General features: G+C 47.6%; 18 protein-coding genes, 3 tRNA genes and 1 pseudogene. 12 read left to right on the forward strand and 10 right to left on the reverse strand.

The window, feature by feature from the left end; all coding sequences use genetic code 11:
• Positions 1-107 precede the first annotated feature (107 nt).
• From ACJHWT_RS20630 to ACJHWT_RS20650, 5 genes and pseudogenes are all read left to right on the forward strand, one after another.
• Positions 108-491: pseudogene (locus ACJHWT_RS20630) on the forward strand (phage tail protein); the annotation flags it as partial.
• A gap of 3 nt (positions 492-494) precedes the next feature.
• Complete coding sequence (locus ACJHWT_RS20635) at positions 495-1,223, forward strand: hypothetical protein (RefSeq protein ID WP_000896801.1); 729 nt, start codon at positions 495-497, stop codon at positions 1,221-1,223.
• Positions 1,210-1,995 carry a hypothetical protein gene (locus tag ACJHWT_RS20640; protein WP_000602716.1) on the forward strand — a complete coding sequence of 262 codons (786 nt, stop codon included), beginning with the start codon at positions 1,210-1,212 and terminating at the stop codon, positions 1,993-1,995. The genes ACJHWT_RS20635 and ACJHWT_RS20640 overlap by 14 nt, the downstream gene beginning before the upstream one ends.
• Before the next feature lies 1 nt (position 1,996).
• Positions 1,997-3,013 (forward strand): hypothetical protein, encoded by a 1,017-nt coding sequence (locus tag ACJHWT_RS20645; protein ID WP_000212018.1) that lies wholly within the window; start codon positions 1,997-1,999, stop codon positions 3,011-3,013.
• Positions 3,006-3,638 carry a hypothetical protein gene (locus tag ACJHWT_RS20650; RefSeq protein ID WP_000535208.1) on the forward strand — a complete coding sequence of 211 codons (633 nt, stop codon included), beginning with the start codon at positions 3,006-3,008 and terminating at the stop codon, positions 3,636-3,638. Before ACJHWT_RS20645 ends, ACJHWT_RS20650 begins: the two co-directional genes overlap by 8 nt.
• A 46-nt stretch (positions 3,639-3,684) precedes the next feature.
• Here the strand turns inward: ACJHWT_RS20650 and ACJHWT_RS20655 are convergent, their stop codons facing one another.
• From ACJHWT_RS20655 to ACJHWT_RS20700, 10 genes are all read right to left on the reverse strand, one after another.
• Positions 3,685-4,683: a hypothetical protein gene (locus ACJHWT_RS20655; RefSeq protein ID WP_063112851.1), complete on the reverse strand. Its 999-nt coding sequence runs from the start codon at positions 4,681-4,683 to the stop codon at positions 3,685-3,687.
• Positions 4,683-6,047 carry a replicative DNA helicase gene (gene dnaB / locus ACJHWT_RS20660; protein ID WP_029365170.1) on the reverse strand — a complete coding sequence of 455 codons (1,365 nt, stop codon included), beginning with the start codon at positions 6,045-6,047 and terminating at the stop codon, positions 4,683-4,685. The genes ACJHWT_RS20655 and dnaB overlap by 1 nt, the downstream gene beginning before the upstream one ends.
• 281 nt (positions 6,048-6,328) lie before the next feature.
• Positions 6,329-6,404 (reverse strand) — tRNA-Ile (locus ACJHWT_RS20665).
• A 110-nt stretch (positions 6,405-6,514) separates the two neighbouring features.
• Positions 6,515-6,679, reverse strand: a complete 165-nt coding sequence (locus tag ACJHWT_RS20670; RefSeq protein ID WP_000234829.1) for a DUF3927 family protein — start codon at positions 6,677-6,679, stop codon at positions 6,515-6,517.
• Positions 6,679-7,104 carry a tellurite resistance TerB family protein gene (locus ACJHWT_RS20675; protein ID WP_000900640.1) on the reverse strand — a complete coding sequence of 142 codons (426 nt, stop codon included), beginning with the start codon at positions 7,102-7,104 and terminating at the stop codon, positions 6,679-6,681. Before ACJHWT_RS20675 ends, ACJHWT_RS20670 begins: the two co-directional genes overlap by 1 nt.
• Before the next feature lie 731 nt (positions 7,105-7,835).
• Positions 7,836-7,911: transfer RNA gene (locus tag ACJHWT_RS20680), tRNA-Thr, on the reverse strand.
• A gap of 2 nt (positions 7,912-7,913) precedes the next feature.
• Positions 7,914-7,989 (reverse strand) — tRNA-Asn (locus ACJHWT_RS20685).
• A gap of 672 nt (positions 7,990-8,661) precedes the next feature.
• On the reverse strand, positions 8,662-10,926 hold the full coding sequence (locus tag ACJHWT_RS20690; protein WP_029401359.1) for a Dam family site-specific DNA-(adenine-N6)-methyltransferase: 2,265 nt from the start codon (positions 10,924-10,926) through the stop codon (positions 8,662-8,664).
• The gene (gene rdgC, locus ACJHWT_RS20695) at positions 10,923-11,828 is read right to left on the reverse strand and encodes a recombination-associated protein RdgC (protein WP_000472526.1); all 906 of its coding nucleotides are present in this window, start codon (positions 11,826-11,828) and stop codon (positions 10,923-10,925) included. The genes ACJHWT_RS20690 and rdgC overlap by 4 nt, the downstream gene beginning before the upstream one ends.
• Positions 11,821-12,105, reverse strand: coding sequence for a hypothetical protein (locus tag ACJHWT_RS20700; RefSeq protein ID WP_001177860.1), 285 nt, complete (start codon positions 12,103-12,105; stop codon positions 11,821-11,823). Before ACJHWT_RS20700 ends, rdgC begins: the two co-directional genes overlap by 8 nt.
• Before the next feature lie 462 nt (positions 12,106-12,567).
• Here ACJHWT_RS20700 and ACJHWT_RS20705 point away from each other — a divergent pair, with 462 nt between their 5' ends.
• The 7 genes from ACJHWT_RS20705 to ACJHWT_RS20735 all read left to right on the forward strand — a co-directional run bounded on the left by ACJHWT_RS20705 (position 12,568) and on the right by ACJHWT_RS20735 (position 19,093).
• On the forward strand, positions 12,568-13,356 hold the full coding sequence (locus ACJHWT_RS20705) for a hypothetical protein (RefSeq protein ID WP_029401362.1): 789 nt from the start codon (positions 12,568-12,570) through the stop codon (positions 13,354-13,356).
• A gap of 39 nt (positions 13,357-13,395) precedes the next feature.
• Complete coding sequence (locus ACJHWT_RS20710; RefSeq protein ID WP_001514466.1) at positions 13,396-13,818, forward strand: hypothetical protein; 423 nt, start codon at positions 13,396-13,398, stop codon at positions 13,816-13,818.
• A 177-nt stretch (positions 13,819-13,995) separates the two neighbouring features.
• Positions 13,996-14,388, forward strand: a complete 393-nt coding sequence (locus tag ACJHWT_RS20715; RefSeq protein ID WP_029401364.1) for a hypothetical protein — start codon at positions 13,996-13,998, stop codon at positions 14,386-14,388.
• Between the two features lie 335 nt (positions 14,389-14,723).
• Positions 14,724-15,608, forward strand: a complete 885-nt coding sequence (locus ACJHWT_RS20720) for a RepB family plasmid replication initiator protein (protein WP_001113742.1) — start codon at positions 14,724-14,726, stop codon at positions 15,606-15,608.
• A gap of 292 nt (positions 15,609-15,900) precedes the next feature.
• Positions 15,901-16,572 carry a GIY-YIG nuclease family protein gene (locus tag ACJHWT_RS20725; RefSeq protein WP_225899364.1) on the forward strand — a complete coding sequence of 224 codons (672 nt, stop codon included), beginning with the start codon at positions 15,901-15,903 and terminating at the stop codon, positions 16,570-16,572.
• Between the two features lie 306 nt (positions 16,573-16,878).
• A complete protein-coding gene (locus ACJHWT_RS20730; protein WP_001285362.1) occupies positions 16,879-18,075 on the forward strand; it encodes an AAA family ATPase in 1,197 nt (398 codons plus the stop codon).
• Positions 18,076-18,091: 16 nt separating this feature from the next.
• Positions 18,092-19,093, forward strand: a complete 1,002-nt coding sequence (locus ACJHWT_RS20735) for a ParB family protein (RefSeq protein ID WP_000038866.1) — start codon at positions 18,092-18,094, stop codon at positions 19,091-19,093.
• Positions 19,094-19,235 lie beyond the last annotated feature (142 nt).

The raw sequence follows: 19,235 nt of genomic DNA on the forward strand, positions 1-19,235 counted from the left end.
ACTCCTCCGGCAGAAGCAGAAAAAGCTTATTATGCTTCCATCGGAAACGATGATCTGGCAGCCTGAGTTCACAGATAAAACACTCTCCAGGAAACCCGGGGCGGTTCAAACTGGCTAAATCGCTCGCGCGCAACCGGACAACAACGACGGATCAGGCTAAAGCTGCGCGTGAGTATGAGCTGTATCTGAAATCTCAGGATGCATTAGGCAAAAAACTACGCGCAAAAGATAGCGCCACGGACAACGTTCGCCGGTTGTTAAAAAAAGCTCGCACCACGGCAAACAGGAAGAATGCCGAACTAAAAGCATCGCGGGTGAGGGAAGCCCAGGCTCGCGCTGAAGCCGACGCTCTCAAAAAAGCCCTGCAAACGCAGGCGAACAACCTCATAAAGTTTTTCATGAGTCAGGGAATGGACAAGGCCGCTGCCACTGCGCAGGCGCGAAGCATTCTTGAGACACAAATTAACGAAGCCCGTAAACGGAAAGGATAATCGATGGCTGGTTTCTTTGATGACATGTTTGAGGACACAGAACCATCACAACAAGTGACTGGTGATAACCTCCCGGACACCGAATCGGATCCGGATATTCCAGGCGAAGGTTCTGAACTGATTGAAGAGGAAGATATTGATGCTGAAATCGAAACCGATGGTGTTAACGTTGGTAATATTGTTGATCCTGTGGAGGACAATCACCTTCCCAATCTGGATCACGGCCTGCTTAGTGATTCTGGTGTGCGCCACCGTTATCAAGGTCATGCAGTTTTTAATAACCTTGTGCGGATGGACTGGCTCAAAGCAATCAAGCTAGACCCTGACTCATTCGATGCGGTTCTGTATCGCGCAATACCTTACAGAGACAAAAATGCACCTGAAACGGCATCTGAAATAATAGAACCGAACCAACGCATATATGACTATCAGGATCCAGAACTGATAACGGCCCTCGACTGCCCGGATGAGATGGACGCCTTCTACGCGCTATACGACGGCAGTGATAATACGGGAATTAGCGACAGTGCTTTAATCCTTCGGTTGGCCGCCGTTAATGTGCCAGTGGGTTCTATGCTCGAATGGCTGGAACAGCTGTCAGACGGCACAACCATTCGCCGCTTCTGGTACATCCATAAAATATTCAATTACGGCACTGCCAGGGTAGGCAGTTTGTTTTATTGCGTGCCTTCACGCGCCTTTGAAGGGAATTTCATCGGTGATTCTGAATAATCAGGAATGGCTACTGGCCATCTTTAAGAAAAAAGGTCTTACTCCAACCGGTAAGCTGGAATTTGCCACTATTGATGGCATTGATTCGGCGCTCGCACAGGCTTTAAACGAAGCATTCGACTCACAAGTTGTCAGCTTTAATGATCGCACTAACCAGTCATTCAGGGAGTTCCTGAAACGCACACCAAGAGATCGCATAACGCTCGGCACTTTTAGTGATGTGAAGGAGTGGTTGTCGTCATTTGAAGCCGATCGCGCCGGGCGCAAAGATACAGCCTCTGCTGGCCCGGTAAATAAGCTGGCAATGCCGCTTGTGAATCTGTCTCGTTCTCCCGCGTTTTCAATTTATGAAGGTGAACTGTGCCGGGATAATTACGATGAAGGGCATGTCACCAATGAAAATGATGAGATTGAAGCCCTGGTATCGACTATCCCTTTCTCACTGGAATATTCGCTATGGATAGCCAGTGACGAGAAGGAATCTCTTGGGATGGTTTCAACTGCATTAGCATTCTGGCTACGAATGTATGCCAGCCTCGGGCAGGCATCTTTCACTCACACTGCCAATGTCGGCGGTTATGAGATACCGGTTACCTGTTACATAGAAGGGCAAAAATCAATCGCATTTCAGGATCTGACCACCGGCACCGCCGACAACAGGCTGTTCGCGGTTGGATTGAACCTCACAGTAGTGGCGGAGCTTCCTATCCTGGCTTATATGCAGCAAACCACCGGCACCATAACGGTAAAAGCGAAAATTCTGGAGGAATGAGATGGCCACAAAGACCACCACAGCCCCGGAAACTGATTCAAAACGCACTCAGCTATTCCTGCAATCTGTTTCAATTGGGCAGAACGAAATCCCTCGCGAAATGATCGTAGGATGTACCTATGTCGAACCCGGGGAGCTATCTGGTCCCCAGCTTATGCTCATGGTCAGGGATTCAACGGCTTACGTGGTCAATAAGCTGGGGGTGAAATTTGGGACAATACTGACCGTTTCACTTGGTGATCCGGAAGGTCATGGCGGCATCCTCTTCTCGGAAGAGTTCTTTGTTCTTAAAGCGCCGCGCAAGGACGATACTGTACTGATTTACGCGTTTAGTAACCCGGTGCGGTTATTAAAAGTTCCGTCCACCAGCGCACAGTATTTTGTTGATAAGCCACCATCAGCCGTAGTTTCCTCTCTTGCCCCTGGTCTGAAGGTAAATGCTGACTCATTCAGAAAAACATCCACATACCACCTAAATGTTGGAGAAAAACCGACCAAGGTATTGCAGGAGATAGCCCGGGATACCGGTTCTATGTGCTGGGCATCCAGGGGGACGATCAATTTTAAAAGTATGGAAAAAATGGCAAACGCCGCTCCATCGCTTACTTATGAGTCCGCTAATCCCAACACATCCGGATTTACAATTAGTCAGTTCAACATCCTGAATGCCGATTATGAATACCAGCGCCGCCACAATTACAGAATGGCCAGTTATGACATGACCAAAGGTGTGGTTTACTCAGGTAACCAGGAAGACCCCATTAAATTTACGAGCAATCCCGATCCTACCGCGCTGGCGAACTACAACAAATTCATTCTCCCCCGCCTCGATATGCTGGTGGAAGGAAATGCCGCGCTAACTCCGGGTACGACGCTGAAAATTGTCGTGCATAACACGGCAGGTGACGGAGAACTCGATGAATCTATCCCTGACAAAATGATAGTGATGTCCGTGACTCATTTCGAAGACCGCTTCCGTTTTGTCAGCCGTGCACAGTTAGGAGTGGTGAATGGGTAGTTTGACAGGGAAGTATCGGGCTGTAGTGGTAAGCGTCGATGACCCTAAAGGTCTGATGCGTACGCAAATACGCGTTGTCGGCATGATGGATGGGCTACCAGATGCCTCATTGCCGTGGGCAGAAGCCATATTGTCCAATGCAAACACGTTTTCACCATTTCTGCCCGGCGATAAAGTATGGGTAGAATTTCCCTACAATGGGGATTCTCGATGGCCATTGATAATCGGTTATGCACAGGATGCATCCGGTGGCGCTCCCAATGTGCCACCTGAAGCGTCAGGACAAGGTGAAGGCTATGTACCGCCTGAAGTTGAAGGTGCACCAGCACAACCATCAACCAGCGCCAAAAAAGACTTTATTTCGTCGCGGAACGGACTAATGGAGGTCCGGACGGCGGGCGGAGCCTGGGCCGTTACGCACTTGAAAAGTGGAACAACAATCGGGTTCAACGAGGCCGGGGAGTTATATGCCATTTCTCAAGGTCCGGCATTCATCTCTTCCGCAGGAAATCTCGATATAAAGTCAGGCGCGGATGTCGCCCTGAAGGCGGGGGGAAGTATGGCGATAGAGGCCAGCGGGAATCTATCCATAAAAGCCGCTCAAGTCTCTGTTGACAAGGCTTAAGAAAAGCCCGGCGTTCGGGCTTTTCTGTTATGACGGGTTCAATTTTTTATCCGTTACCGCGCGACGGTTTCTGCGTGATAAACGTCTCAAGCATCTTTTCCGCAATTGCCGACCAGGTGTGACACTGGACCTTTTCAGCATTTTTCACGCGATCAACGCGAGCAATAACCTCATCCCAATCAATCCGCGACTTGATAACCATATGGTTCACCAAAGCCAAGCGATCTGGCGGAAGGCAATCGGGAGGCGTTAATACCAACGCCCCGCACATTGCCGCCTCAAGTACAGTTAATCCAAGGCTTTCGGGATGCGTAACGATAAACACGTCACTCTTACGCAATTCAGCTGCAAATTCGGTTGCTGGTACCGGCGTCCGTCTGTATGGGGTTACCGATATATTCCCCGGATCAATGGTAATCAATCCGTCATCGGTCAACGTTCTGGCCTCATACGGAACGGTCAGACGCTGAAGGTTCATAAGGATACTTAAGGAGTGATCAAACCCACTAACATCAAATGCAGCGTGGTCTACAAAAATACGCAGAACATCGTCTGTTTTGGTTTCCAGATGGAACAGCTCCTGATTCGCTGCCCATCCAACATGTTTGTTAAAACGATTATGACGCTCTAACCTGCCGGGATTATCCAGGTACCGCCAGGTATCATCGCGGACAGTAAAAGTAATATCGACTGGTGCCGAATCCAGCATAGAACCGTCATATACCTGGGCTACCCATCCAGAGAATCGGCGACACAGTTGCATGCCTATTTCCCTGGGTACCGTAGTAAAATACCTCAATCCTGGTGCCAAAATGGCCTTCGCAGAACATGCGGTCGCAGCAGTCAACACAGCTTCAACATAATCCTCCGGGCTTTCGACGCCAGGGGAATATGGACGATGGTATTGCAATGTTACCCCTGCCTCGCTAAAGGCGCAGGCCAGGTTATAAGCCCACATTTCCGTATATGTTTTCACATCACTGATAGCTTCAAATTTTCGCCCAATGATCAGGATGTTCATCGGCTTTTCCTCATTCCATTGCATTAATAATCCTCTTGCCAGTCAGCACCAGCATAGTTATCAAACCGTGAGTATTGGCCGTTAAAAGCCAATCTCACCGTGCCAATTGGGCCATTTCGTTGCTTTCCGATAATTACCTCGGCAATGCCCTTCATTTCGCTATCCGGGTGATAAACTTCGTCGCGATACAAAAACATGATCAGGTCTGCGTCCTGCTCAATTGCTCCTGATTCACGTAAATCTGAATTTACCGGTCGTTTGTCCGCACGCTGTTCAAGCGATCGATTAAGTTGTGACAATGCCACCACCGGTACTTGTAATTCCTTCGCCAACGCCTTCAGTGAGCGAGAAATCTCGGCAATTTCCAGCGTTCGGTTATCTTGCAGCTCCGGGACGCGCATAAGTTGCAGGTAGTCGATCATAATCATGCTCAAACCACCATTTTCTTTATAAACACGACGAGCGCGGGAACGTAGCTCTGTCGGCGTCAGGGCGCTTGAGTCATCAATAAAAATATTCTGCTTGTCCAACAGAATACCCATTGCGCCAGAAACCCGCGCCCAATCCTCGTCGTTAAGTTGCCCTGTTCGAATACGAGTCTGATCAACGCGTGCAAGAGAAGCCAGTGAGCGCATCATCAGCTGGTGGCTCGGCATCTCAAGGCTAAAAACCAATACGGGCTTATCGTTACGAACTGCGGCATTTTCGACGAGATTCATCGCAAACGTGGTCTTCCCCATAGATGGGCGGGCGGCGACAATGATGAGATCGGACGACTGAAGCCCTGCCGTCTTCTTATTGAGATCGGTAAATCCGGTATCAAGTCCCGTTACACCATCATGCGGTCGCTGAAACAACTCTTCTATGCGAGATACCGTTGCATCGAGAATGCTGGCGATATCTTTTGGACCACTACCGCTCTTTTGTCGTTTTTCAGCTATTTCAAAAACGCGGCGTTCAGCCATATCCAGCAATTCATTGCTGCCCCGGCCATCCTGCGCATATCCAGCTTCAGCTATTTCATTTGCGACGGAAATCATTTCACGAACAACCGCGCGTTCACGAACGATATCCGCATAAGCACAAATATTTGCCGCGCTGGGCGTGTTCTTTGACATCTCCGCAAGGTACGCAAAACCACCGGCGCGTTCTAATTTACCGTTCTGTTCAAGTGCTTCAGCAAGTGTTATCAAATCAATCGGTTTGCCATGACTTAATAACCTCTCCATCTCACTGAAAATTTCACGATGAGCATTGGTATAAAAATCATCAGCAACTATACGATCTGCCACTTCATCCCAGCGGCAGTTATCAAGCATTAAGCCACCAAGTACAGCTTGTTCTGCACTAAGGGAATTTGGCATGGATTCAAGAGGGGATGCAGACATTAGCACTCCACCCAGGCGTGCTGAATGTCAGATATAATCGGCATACTCAAATCACTCCTAACGATATGAGTCATCACCAGAAAATCAGGATTAATTCGCCGGACTCTTCCCGGCTGTCACACCGAATCGCCAAGATGGTGAATCCGCAGTCCGACGCTATGAACGGGGCTTGCACATTCCGGCTACCTGGTTTGTTGCCTGAGCTAGGGGAAAAGGTAACCCCTTTAACGTCACCAGACCGCTAACGACGCATGTGCCAGACGCCGTGTTACAACCAAATATGGTGGCCCCTACCGGACTTGAACCGGTGACCGTGCGATTATGAGTCGCCAGCTCTAACCACTGAGCTAAAGGGCCGGATTACTGTTTCCTAAGTGCTTCAATGGCGCTAACAATACCGCCTACAACTATGGCAACAATGATAATGAGAACAATTGGATACTTATCTGCAAAATCCCAGAAGCTCATCACTGATCCTTCGAGGCTGGTTTAAATATCGGCCATACCAATGTTACAGCTACTGCTACCAACGCCCCGTCGGATAAAACCGACAGGATTGTGCTGGTGAAATCCACCAGCACAGATAGCACGAGAAAAACCAAAGCCAGAATTAGACGTGCTTTTATAACCATCAGATATACTGTTCCAGTGGCAATTGAAGAGCCTGGGCAATTTTCTTCAATTGCTCCTGCTCTTCTGCCCCAATGCCATCCTGGTCAGCAATATCAATGCATAGGCACAGAACATCTACCGCATCATTAGTTCCAGACACGTCAGCCAGTTCACGTAAAGCCTGGGCATTCGCTCGGCGCGGCGAGGCTTCATATTGAGCGCGAATATTGGCGCTCATCTGGGCAATTTCACCGGAGAACGGCGCAAAGGCAGGAAGTGCTGCAATGGTTTTTTCCAATACTGCAATTTCTTTCGCATCGCAGGTGCCGTCAGAGTATGCAATGGAATATGCGCCCCAGACAGTCGCTTCCACCGCATCACGGTTTTCCATCTTCTTGACTCCGCCAGCCGCTTTGCGGAATTTCTTTTTGAGAATGCCGAGCATTTATTAACCTCATTACTGGTTGGGAAATAAGGTTGCGGTGCCGGGTGCCTCCCGGTGTCCTTTGGCTGGTTATCCACCGTGGACGTGGAAACAAGGAGAAATAATGGACAGATATAACCATTTCCCCGCGTGCGCTTAGCCGCATTCACCGCAACGGAAAGAGCATTCTTGGTGGACCTGTAGATTGGGATATGAACCCGTTACAGGAGAATGCTCTTACCTGTTACGTGCTCCGTTTCGTGGAGCTAACGGCGGGTGATCGGGCCGCACCAGACTGGACTTATTTCAGCGTTATGCTCATGCCAGAGAATCAAACTGTGATGGTCGGTGCTGAACTCCGACACAGGGTTGTAGCAAGCCCCGCAAAGCGCGCACTACTGTAGTTGCGGCACATCAGCCTGTGCATTCACCACAATGTTGAGAACACTGGTTGTCACGCTGCAACGCAACATTTATTCGTAGATTGGGATATGACCCCGTTACGCCAGTGTTCTCAACGTTGTAGTGCCGGTTACGGTTCCGGCCAGGCCTCTTCCTCAACGGGGTGTTCTCCATACGGACTACCGTTTATTGGTCGTTCCTGCGGTTTATGTTGTGAAGCCAGATGCTTATCTTCTGGTTGCTTCAAAGAGCTGCACTTCATCACAACGGTAAGGGTACTTCGTAGGGATTCGAACCCTCTGCCAAGCTCGGCGATCTCCGACGTCGCAAAATACCCTTACCTGTTGTGCTGGTGCCGATTAACGGACTCGAACCGCTGACATCCTGCTTACAAGGCAGGCGCTCTACCAACTGAGCTAAACCGGCATTGGCGATGGTGGATGGATTTGAACCATCGACCCGTTGATTAACAGTCAACCGCTCTAACCGCTGAGCTACACCATCACTTGCCGGGTACGTCTCCGGCGAGGGCTTCCACCTCCGTATGCTTTTCGGCGCACCGCGCCCTGGCTGCAATTCGGTAACAGGGGATGCACAACCCTGGCTTCCAGCGTGATTAGCGCCTTCAGCATGACGGGATATACCCGTAAATTCGTGGAACTGTACCCAAAGTGCTGTTAAGCACCGCTGTTACGCTGAAAAGAAAACGCAACAGGAAAGGACGCTGACCAACAGATGGCCCCTTCTCGTTCATCTGGTTAATCACACCAGCGCCCTTACCTGTTGTGCCTCCCCGTTCCCTAATACACAGACGGGGACACTCTGCGGTCGATTTTTTTGACGGGGGACGACTCATACCCCGTGGCATCTGGTTTCTTAGGCCGCTACCATCATCAGATCATCGTTTGCATTTACTTTAATGGTCAGTTTCTAAACCGCCGCAAAGTCGCTAACCATGACGAAAACCCTGAAAAAACGCCCACCCGAAGATGGGCAAACTGGAAGCTCGTAACGCACTTCGGCGTTGCCACTTAGGCGCATGGTCAACCTGGCAACTCGGTGGTTTGTCTGGGAGGACTAGGCCCAGCCATGCTTACCGCCGCGCCTGTCGCGGCTAACAGCTAAATCGCTCTATAAATCACGATTCATTGGGGCGATATTACACTAATAAATTTATTAGAGCAATATGCCCAAAACGTCATGAGCTACACCTCGAGTGTCCCCCTTACAAGACACAGAACGTCTGGCAAAAAGAGGTTCCACTCTGAAGCCACTGTCATGATAAAGCTCTCTGATGTTTGGCGCGCCACTGTTAGTAATGAGAACCTTTGCACCTCGACGATGAGCATCCGTCAACAGAGACACCAGGCGTTTTTGCTCTTCAAACTTAAAGTCATGACCGGAATAGTTCGTGAATCCCTCTGTATTTGGAAGCGGTTCATACGGCGGATCGCAAAAGATAACATCTCCTTCTCCGGCAGCTTCAATCACCGCTGCAAAATCACCGCATACAAACTCAGACCGCCCTTCCGCACCGAGGAAGGCTTCCATCTCCTGTAATGGGAAATACGGAGTTTTATACTTCCCATAACCGACATTGAACTCACCGGCCTGGTTGTAACGCGTCAATCCGTTAAAACAATGTCGGTTCAGGAACAAAAACGCCGCTGCGCGATGTAAATCATCATAGACTTGTTTGTTAAACGCATTCCGTACTGCCAGGTATCCTTCCTGTGTGTTGTAGTCCTGGAAGAAACGATGTGCCAGAGTGATAAGTGAATTCGCCTCGCGTTGCAGAGTCTTGTAAAAGTTAATCAGGTCAGCATTCACATCATTTAGCAGATTTTCCTGGTATCCGGCATTCATGAAGACAGCTCCGCCACCAACGAAAGGTTCAATCAGGCGCTTCCCTTCTGGCAAATAGCGAAAGATTTGTTCCAGAACACCAAATTTTCCACCAGCCCATTTGAATATGGACCGTTCGAATTCTGCCGCTGGTTTAACTTTTCGCTCTTTTGTTTCACTTCCTTCTTTCTGCCGACATACGGCCTTAGTAATCCGATCGCCAATCCAGCGCATTACTGGTATTGCCATACTATTGCCGATCGCTTTGTAACGCGGTCCGTCAGCTGCAAGCATCGCGGCCTCTTCTTCGCTTAAATCTGGATAGTGATTGCGAAGATATGCCAGTTCATCTGAATTAACTTTTTTACGCTTTTCCGTCGGGATCAACGTATGCCCATCAGGAAAACCTTGCAGCCTTTCACATTCGACAGGGGTAAGACGGCGGACAGCTACTTCTGCGTTTCTTACTTCATAGCAAACAGCTGTTGGATTTTTAGCCATTAGAGATGGTGAAGTATTCTTAGTTGCAGCATGTTGTGTACCGCTCATACGCTCAGGAAAAGCCAATGTAACAAGATGCTCATGGCTTTCTTGCTCACGTGCCCGCAATGTACCATGCCCTTCTGACCAAAAACCTGCTCCTGTGCTGCTAAAAACGGCAAGGTCAGTGGCATCTTTAAAATCTCTTGCCTTTACTGTCGATGCGGTTTCATCGTCAATATATTCCCCAAATGCTGCCATCCTGAAAGCGTTTACGGCTTTCGTCGATTTCATACCGGGTGGCATGTCAGCGTGTAGGCATGGATTTAGGCTTTCGCCACTGATTGCAGCGCCATTTGCAATAATGGCGGAAGCGATTTCCTTCTTTTTTCGGCTCGGCGCAATATTCCGGCGCACGCCTTCGAACTCAAAAAGTACCGTTGCGGGATCGAGGTCTGTTCGAGCACTTGCGACAACAAACACGCGTCGGCGTCGTTGTGCCACTCCGAAGTATTGGGCATCAAGGATTCTCCAGGCCACCTTTCGCTGCGGTCCATAAATACAACCACACTGCGGCCACTTTGGAGCATGGCAACCGGTTTTGCCATCCCACCGCCAGAACGCGTTACTTTTTCCTGATTCAGGTCGATCACCTGGTTCAAATGGCGCATCTTCTCCAGCCAATCCGGCAAGGAAACATCCGAAGGCGTTATCTGCCGATGACAGGACTCCTGGGACATTTTCCCAGACGATAACTGTCGGTTTGAGAAATGACTCAGCCCGTTTGTCGTCAATTGCATTTGCAAGCTCCACATACTTTAAAGTTAGCGCGCCACGCTCATCATCAAGCCCACCACGTAATCCAGCGATACTGAATGCCTGACAAGGTGTTCCCCCGACGAGCACATCAGGGGATTCGATTTCCCCAGCCAGGACTTTTTTGGCAAGTTTTGTCATGTCGCCAAGGTTGGCGACATGGGGCCAGCGGTGCGCAAGAACGGCAGATGGAAAAGGCTCGATTTCAGCAAACCACGCCGGACGCATACCCAACGGTTCCCAGGCAATACTCGCGGCTTCAATTCCACTGCAAACAGATCCATAGCACAGCTCTTTCACTGCTTAGCCTCTCCACCAAGGGCATTTACCAGAGCATCAACCAGGCACGAAATTTCACTGGTCAACAGGAAGAAATCTGCGTCCAGTCGCTGCGCTACATCTTCACTATCAATATCAGAGTTCTGATCAAGCAATTCATCCGCAAATTTGACGCTGGTAAGGCTGAAGTTATGGTCCAGTGTAAATTTAATGCGGTTCTGCCAGTCGAGTGCCAACTTAGTGACGAGCTTGCCAGCTTCCAGGTGTGTGGAAATTTCATCGCTTCCCAAATCCTGCTTTTTCACTCGGGCAATACCGCCATCCTCAAGCACTGCCTTAAGTTCTGCCGCATCCCCCATTTGAAATCCCTGTGGAGCACTACCATCACGTACCCAGTCGGTCAGCGTTAATTCAATGGGATTTTCAACACTCAGGGGAACAACAGGAAGAGAACCCAGAGACTTACGCATAAGCGCGAGCATATCCTCTGCCTGCCGCGCGCTGGCATTGATATAGATACGTTTAGTTGAACCGTCGTAGATCGCCTGGATAACAGAAAACTTTGAAAAAGCCCGTGGCAGAAGAGAATGCAGAACTTCGTCTTTCAGGGAGTCCTTCTCTGTTTTCTTCAGTTTACGCGCTTGTTCTTGCTCAAGTTTTTCAATTTTTTCTTGAATAGCTCGCTGGATAACCGGCGGGGGAAGAATTTTTGTTTCGCGCTTTGCTTCAACAAGGATAAAACCATTTCCATGCATAGCGATAACTTCGGAATTATCACCAAATGGAGATACAAAACCGAACTTGGCCATATCCTGACTACCGCATGGTGTGAAAAGGATCATTTTCTTTTTATCTTCTAAGTCGGTCAGATCCGCCTCACGAGAAAGTTTATAAATAGTAATGTTTTTCCAGTGCTTAAACATGTTGTAACCCTTGAATATCAACCACAGAAAGCTCGTCTTTGTAGAAAAAGGCCAGGTTGTGGCACCCCCTCGTTTGAGCGTATGAGCTGGGACCAATTTCGTTCTTCCAGACAAATGGCTTCAAATCCGTACGGCGAAGCATAAAAACGCGATTTGTTCCGCTCTGATTCCCAATGAGGCAAAAGCCTTCTTTCACCTTGATAGCCTGCAAGTTGTCGAGTTCACCGCTGGTTACACGGCTATCGAACTCCTTGCGGCTTATTAGCTCCATCTGCATCTGACGACTCCAAACAAATGCCCATTGAAGGGCGATGGCTGAATGGTACCGAAAACACGACATAAAAAACAATATTTATTAGAGCAATTTTGCAATAAGTAAACGCCACACAGACCACAAATAACCTAAGTTAAAATAACGAAAATCAGAGCAAATCATTGGTGATGACGTGGCAAGTATTGCAACAAAAGACAGCATTTGTTCGGGGCACGGAGGATTCCCATCCAGGCCTCCCGTAGAGAGCGAACCACTACTTAAAGTCAACGGAGTCGAAGTGTTAGTTGATGGTAAGCAATATGCACAGCATACCGATGGGAACAGCACGCACGGCGGGCAAGCTATATCAACCAGGGCATGGTTTACCGTCAACGGGAAAGGGATCGTATGCGTTGGTGATCCTGTTTCATGCGGCTCTACCGTTGCAGCCGGAGACGGCCTGGTTCAGGTAAGTTAGGAGATATCATGCTGGAAAAAGACTACCAGTTATCCGCATATAAAAAATTGGCCGCCGCCGGTGGGATGAAAACACCTGGTGCCATAACATCGGCACGAAACAGTGCTAACACAGCAAAACTGCTTGCAGAAGAATTGACCGGATTAATTCTGGATACAATTGTCTATCCCGACACTATTACCAGCTATGTTTCAACGATCAGAACAACGACAACCGGCTTAACGAACATTGGAGAACTGGCAACTAAGCACGCGGACCTGTTGGCTGGTTATGCAGATCTGTCAATGCTGCTTCAACTCGATATTGGTTGGGATGTTTACTGCCGTGCTAATGAGCGAGAAGTTTCAGAACTGCCGATCTCTATTGCCATTGGTGATGTGAATATTACTAAATCGCTTGAGGACGCTGTTAACGCGCTTAATACATCAAGTTTAGTCGCTGCTATGGGGGAGATTAACCAGACCCTTAACACTGGCTCAGGAAGCTCGTCAGGCTCTGGTTCAGGCGGCGGCACTGCCACTCCCCCACCAGCACTAACAGAAGAGCAAATTGAATCTCTGAAAGTAGCAACTGAACAGTTTGGGGTTGTTTTCAACCAGACAACAGCGCCCACAACTGCGTTACAACAGCAGTATGAACGAGCGAAGGAAAGCGCCAACGTAGCCATAACTGCTTATAACCATGCTATCGGTACCGCGCTTGCGGAAGCATCAGCAAATAAGGTCAGCACAGCCAGCGCAGTTGCCGTTTTGGTTCCTGATTCTGTTCTTAATGAATTAAACAAAGCGGCACAGTAACAAAGGACTTCATTGATAATTTTTCTTCAGGAGGAAGGCATGTCATTCTTTTCTACGTTAAAAACAGCTTTGTCTTTGAAGGAGAAACTTGCTGCTACTGGTGTTCTTGTTCTGATTTGCGCACTTGTTGGTGCTGGGTTTGCATGGGAACGTCATCAGCTAAAGCAAGCCATGGAGAAAATTGGCAGTCTTGATCAGGCTGTTAAGGAACGTGATAAGTCAATAATGGATCTTAACCAGACCATTGAGACGATGAACAAAGCAGAGCAACATTTTCACAGCCAGGAAGTGAAAAATGAATCAGAACAAGCCAAATATGCTGACAGGCAAATGGAACGAAAAGCTGAAGTTCAGAAACAACTGGTTGCGGCGGGTAATGTTCGCCAGCGCATTCCTGCTGACACTCAGCGGTTGCTCCGGCAGTCGATCAGCGAATTTAACGCCGACGCCGACAAAGGTTAACCCCCCTGCCCCCAAAAGTGCATTTATGTGCAGGATGCCAGAGTTTAGCAGTGAATATTTTGATGATCTGCCAGCGTATATCCTCGATACAGAAACGATGCTGATGGGGATTAACAGGAAGAATCGCAACGTTAATGATTACAACCGAGCTATTAGCGGTAACTAAAAGGGATTTTTATGTCTGATAAAGTAACAGTAAAGCAAACTATCAACAAAGCGACTTCAATCTACAAAATTGAGCAAATCACTGTTGGCAAGCCAGGATCTGAACAATACCGTCGTGCTTTCGAGCTTGCCGATCAGCTTGGTTTAAAACACCCGGATTGCATTGAGCATGTATTTCCGACCTATGCTGATGAGCAATGTACTCATGTTCTTACCGAAGAGGATTTTTTCAGCACTGAAGAACGAGAAGGCGTTGATCGCTGCATTGGTGTAATTTGCTCTTCAGTGAGTTATGAGTTATTCCCTAATGTCCATGAAGATGGTGGTGTTGGATACCAATTCCTGTATGAAGGCGATGAGCTTAAATGTTATGAACATGGTCTTCTTATCGAAAGCGTAGAATAATATGACTTCCTTCCAACCGGCTTTGTTGGCCGGTTTATTCAACTTATCCACAGCATAGATCCAATAAACAGATCCTAAAGAGAACCTAGGAAGATCCAAAGAAGATCCCGGATCGCTGTAAGCCGCGTCATTACTGGCCTGAAATGGGATCAACATTGACTATACGCGATTTTATGTTGACTGTGCACGATTTATTGTTGACTGCACGCGATTTATTGTTGACTATACGCGACAGAAACATTGACTGTAAGCGATTTTAGAGTCTGAATATTCACAGCTGTTGATAACAGCCATCCAAATTGACGTCAGGCCGCGCCACACATGGAGAAACCGTGATGCCGGAAGAAAGTAAAGGCTTCCTTAGCGTTGAAGAAGTTGCAGGAAATACAGGAGAAATCCACAGCCTGAAGCCCAATAACAACAGCACTATACAACCCATCGCTTTGTTGCGCTTAGGTGTGTTTGTGCCAACCTTAAAATCTACCAATGTGGCGCTACGTCGCGGATCGTCAGTTACAACAAACACAACGAACGCAACTGAAGAACTATCAAGCCTCAAAATTGTTGAGCAGGAAGGCTATGAGGGAATTGAAATTCATGGTCCACGCCTGGATATGGATACTGATTTTAAGGTGTGGGTGGGCATAACCTCCGCGTTGTTTGACTACGCACCTGATGATGACGGCATAATCACCCTGCCATTCTCCGAGTTTGCCGATCGATGCGGCTATCCACGTAAGCGCCTTTCAAAGGCGTTCCGTAAAAGTATTGATGACTCTCTGACACGCATTCAGCAGACAGTTGTCAAATTCCGCTTCCCGGCGGCAAAAGGTCATCTCAATAACATTAACGTCAACTTGTTGGCATATAGCAGCCTGAATACCGAGCTTGATGTTATCGAGATCCAGCCGCAGAAACAGCTATCTGAACTTTACTATGTTGACTATAAGCGAATCCTGAAGCTGAAGATGCTGGATAAACTAGGGCGCAAAGAGACGGCCAAGGTACTGTATACATTCTTTGAGGCTCTACCCGCCAACCCGGCACCTGTCAGCATTGAGCGCCTTAGAGCGAGGCTTAATCTCAAATCATCCGTTAGCGTGCAAAATAGCGTTATCAGAAAAGCCATGAAAGATTTGGAAGCTATTGAATATCTTAAATTTTCAGAGATAAAAAACGGCAGGAAAATCGGCTTCCAGATCCATAAGCGCAATCCATAATATTGACTATATGCGATAGCGAGAAGTTGACTATAGGCGACATTCGTTGACGCTGGTGGATTTTTGCTGGCGTCAATATTCTGCAAGTCGCTATTGAGATGGCTTTTAGGGGCATTTCATCGCGTATAGTCAACGTTTCTCCCGACAATATCTTACATAGTCGATCTTTGGTGGAGTTAAATCGACTACAGTCAACTTTTGACTGTAGTCACATCGCGCATAGTCAACTATTCACATTAACCTTCGCGCATAGTCAACATTTGCGCGGTTCTCATCAAGCAGTGGTATTGATATGCAAGAAGAGAAACAACACTACCTCTACGTTCTGGTGCCAGAGAACGGAGATACTTTTAAAATCGGCATTTCATGTGGTCCATTGGCACGGTTTAAAGGGCTACAAGTGAGTCCCGATTTTGCGCTTTCACGGGTCTATCGTGGTACACGTTTGGCAATGGTTAATCTTGAGCGGGCTTTACACGCAACCTTTTTCCCCTGGAATGCGCCGTGGGAGAAAAGCGTCGGTGGCGGGCATACTGAATGGTTTACACGAGAGTGTCTTGATAAGGTTTTGGCTCATATCGAATATCTAAATGATATGTGGGGAGGGATTCTCGAGCGCATTAAGTCGAATGATTTACTTCAGCGTCCAGTAGATGCTGCTTGCTCTTTCGAAAAAGAGCTGGATGTTACTTCTATCGTGACTTTCAAAGATGACGCAGGAATGAGGGACGTGGCTTATGTCTCCATATCTGGCTATGAACCGGACGCGATCCGCGCTCAATGTGAATTGCTGAAAGCAATGTTTATGCTTCGGACTAAATATCCCTGGGATACAGGGCGGGTGTGCTTCCCTATGGAAGAGTTAACCGCCACCATTGATTCCCAGCTTTACCACGATAATCCAGAGAAGTTTTTTAGCCTTTTAGCCGGTAATGGGCTTAACTGTGTGTCCGGGCTGGGGTGAAGTAGAATCCAACATGCCTCGCTCTTCGGTCCCTTCTTTTACGATCGACACGGGTACTTTGAGGCTGAACTTCCGGCGCTTACGCGTGCTATAGATACTATCGATTTCGAACGATTATTCGCTGCTCTTAGCAAATAACACTGATGCCCCTGAACGGGGCTTTTTTGTGCCTTTCTTGTAACTCTCAATCGTGCAAAATGAACCAAACATGCAGAGAATGCTATGTACAAGCATCTACGCATACATTATTATTTTATGCAGCATTTTTAATTAAATTCAAAAATACAGCATAAAGGATGACTTTCGATGAGTGATTCCAGCCAGCTTCACAAGGTTGCTCAAAGAGCAAACAGAATGCTCAATGTTCTGACTGAACAAGTACAGTTGCAAAAGGATGAGCTACACGCGAACGAGTTTTACCAGGTCTATGCGAAAGCGGCACTGGCAAAATTGCCTCTACTGACTCGAGCGAACGTTGACTATGCCGTAAGTGAAATGGAAGAAAAGGGTTATGTTTTCGATAAACGCCCTGCTGGCTCTTCAATGAAATATGCGATGTCAATTCAGAACATCATTGACATATATGAACATCGCGGAGTGCCAAAATACCGGGATCGCTACAGCGAAGCGTATGTGATTTTCATCTCCAATCTTAAAGGCGGTGTGTCAAAAACTGTATCGACGGTTTCTCTGGCGCATGCAATGCGTGCCCACCCTCATCTTCTGATGGAAGATTTAAGGATTCTGGTTATTGACCTTGATCCGCAATCTTCAGCAACGATGTTTTTAAGCCATAAACACTCTATTGGTATCGTAAACGCAACATCTGCACAGGCTATGTTGCAGAATGTAAGCCGTGAAGAGCTGTTAGAGGAGTTTATTGTTCCTTCTGTTGTACCTGGGGTTGACGTTATGCCTGCGTCGATTGACGATGCCTTTATTGCATCCGATTGGAGAGAGCTGTGCAATGAGCATCTACCGGGTCAGAACATCCATGCTGTCCTGAAAGAGAATGTGATTGATAAGCTGAAGAGCGATTATGACTTTATCCTCGTTGATAGTGGTCCTCACCTTGACGCCTTCCTGAAAAATGCTTTGGCCTCGGCCAATATACTGTTTACACCTCTGCCGCCTGCAACGGTTGATTTCCACTCATCGCTTAAATACGTTGCCCGCCTTCCTGAGTTGGTGAAACTCATTTCGGATGAAGGCTGCGAGTGTCAGCTTGCAACTAACATTGGTTTTATGTCCAAGTTGAGTAACAAGGCAGACCATAAGTATTGCCATAGCCTGGCTAAAGAAGTGTTCGGTGGGGATATGCTTGATGTTGTCCTCCCTCGCCTTGACGGTTTTGAACGCTGCGGCGAGTCTTTTGACACTGTTATTTCAGCTAACCCGGCAACGTATGTTGGTAGTGCTGATGCATTGAAGAACGCGCGAATTGCTGCGGAAGATTTTGCTAAAGCAGTTTTTGACCGTATTGAATTTATCAGATCTAACTGAGGAGTAAGAAACCCCCATGTCAAAGAAAAACAGACCAACAATTGGGCGAACCCTTAATCCTTCAATATTAAGCGGATTTGATAGTTCTTCAGCCTCTGGCGATCGAGTCGAGCAGGTATTCAAGTTATCAACTGGTCGCCAGGCCACATTTATTGAAGAGGTAATACCTCCGAACCAGGTAGAAAGCGATACCTTTGTTGATCAGCATAACAACGGGCGTGACCAGGCATCTCTTACGCCAAAATCATTAAAAAGTATCCGAAGCACTATTAAGCATCAGCAATTTTACCCTGCAATAGGTGTTAGACGGGCTACAGGGAAAATTGAAATTTTGGATGGTTCCCGGCGTCGAGCTTCTGCCATCTTAGAGAACGTAGGGTTGCGGGTTTTAGTCACGGACCAGGAGATCAGCGTTCAGGAAGCGCAAAATTTAGCGAAAGACGTTCAGACAGCATTGCAGCACAGCATTCGAGAAATAGGTCTGCGTTTGATGCGAATGAAAAATGATGGGATGAGTCAGAAGGATATTGCAGCCAAAGAAGGGCTGTCTCAGGCGAAGGTCACGCGTGCTCTCCAGGCAGCGAGTGCTCCGGAAGAATTAGTCGCCCTTTTCCCTGTTCAGTCGGAATTAACCTTTTCGGACTACAAAACGCTTTGTGCTGTTGGCGACGAAATGGGGAACAAGAATTTAGAGTTTGATCAGCTTATTCAAAACATATCCCCGGAAATAAACGACATCTTATCCATTGAAGAAATGGCCGAAGATGAAGTTAAAAATAAAATCCTGCGCTTGATAACAAAGGAAGCCTCACTACTCACGGATAAAGGTTCTAAAGATAAGTCCGTAGTTACTGAATTATGGAAATTTGAGGACAAGGATCGCTTTGCAAGGAAGCGCGTGAAAGGCCGTGCATTTTCTTATGAGTTTAATCGACTTTCAAAAGAGCTACAGGAAGAACTCGACAGGATGATTGGGCATATCCTTAGAAAGAGCCTCGATAAAAAGCCGAAGCCTTAAACTTTCGCCATTCAAATTTCACTATTAACCAACTGTTTTTAAAGTAAATCCATCTAAAATTTCAAGGTGAAATCGCCACGATTTCACCTTGGATTTTACCTTCCTCCCCTACTCCCGAAAAAAATAAAAAAATTGCTTGTCA

The sequence above is a fragment of the Escherichia sp. WS338 genome (assembly GCF_046486405.1).
GTDB classification, from domain to species: Bacteria; Pseudomonadota; Gammaproteobacteria; order Enterobacterales; family Enterobacteriaceae; genus Escherichia; species Escherichia coli.

Bases quoted from the DNA above. Each gene is read 5' to 3' on its own strand.
- ACJHWT_RS20675 (WP_000900640.1), bottom strand. From the start codon at position 7,104: ATGCTCGGCATTCTCAAAAAGAAATTCCGCAAAGCGGCTGGCGGAGTC.
- ACJHWT_RS20710 (WP_001514466.1), top strand. From the start codon at position 13,396: ATGTCATTCTTTTCTACGTTAAAAACAGCTTTGTCTTTGAAGGAGAAA.
- rdgC (WP_000472526.1), bottom strand. From the start codon at position 11,828: ATGTTTAAGCACTGGAAAAACATTACTATTTATAAACTTTCTCGTGAG.
- ACJHWT_RS20635 (WP_000896801.1), top strand. From the start codon at position 495: ATGGCTGGTTTCTTTGATGACATGTTTGAGGACACAGAACCATCACAA.
- dnaB (WP_029365170.1), bottom strand. From the start codon at position 6,047: ATGTCTGCATCCCCTCTTGAATCCATGCCAAATTCCCTTAGTGCAGAA.
- ACJHWT_RS20735 (WP_000038866.1), top strand. From the start codon at position 18,092: ATGTCAAAGAAAAACAGACCAACAATTGGGCGAACCCTTAATCCTTCA.
- ACJHWT_RS20725 (WP_225899364.1), top strand. From the start codon at position 15,901: ATGCAAGAAGAGAAACAACACTACCTCTACGTTCTGGTGCCAGAGAAC.
- ACJHWT_RS20705 (WP_029401362.1), top strand. From the start codon at position 12,568: ATGCTGGAAAAAGACTACCAGTTATCCGCATATAAAAAATTGGCCGCC.
- ACJHWT_RS20645 (WP_000212018.1), top strand. From the start codon at position 1,997: ATGGCCACAAAGACCACCACAGCCCCGGAAACTGATTCAAAACGCACT.
- ACJHWT_RS20655 (WP_063112851.1), bottom strand. From the start codon at position 4,683: ATGCAATGGAATGAGGAAAAGCCGATGAACATCCTGATCATTGGGCGA.
- ACJHWT_RS20730 (WP_001285362.1), top strand. From the start codon at position 16,879: ATGAGTGATTCCAGCCAGCTTCACAAGGTTGCTCAAAGAGCAAACAGA.
- ACJHWT_RS20650 (WP_000535208.1), top strand. From the start codon at position 3,006: ATGGGTAGTTTGACAGGGAAGTATCGGGCTGTAGTGGTAAGCGTCGAT.
- ACJHWT_RS20670 (WP_000234829.1), bottom strand. From the start codon at position 6,679: ATGGTTATAAAAGCACGTCTAATTCTGGCTTTGGTTTTTCTCGTGCTA.
- ACJHWT_RS20715 (WP_029401364.1), top strand. From the start codon at position 13,996: ATGTCTGATAAAGTAACAGTAAAGCAAACTATCAACAAAGCGACTTCA.
- ACJHWT_RS20700 (WP_001177860.1), bottom strand. From the start codon at position 12,105: ATGCAGATGGAGCTAATAAGCCGCAAGGAGTTCGATAGCCGTGTAACC.
- ACJHWT_RS20720 (WP_001113742.1), top strand. From the start codon at position 14,724: ATGCCGGAAGAAAGTAAAGGCTTCCTTAGCGTTGAAGAAGTTGCAGGA.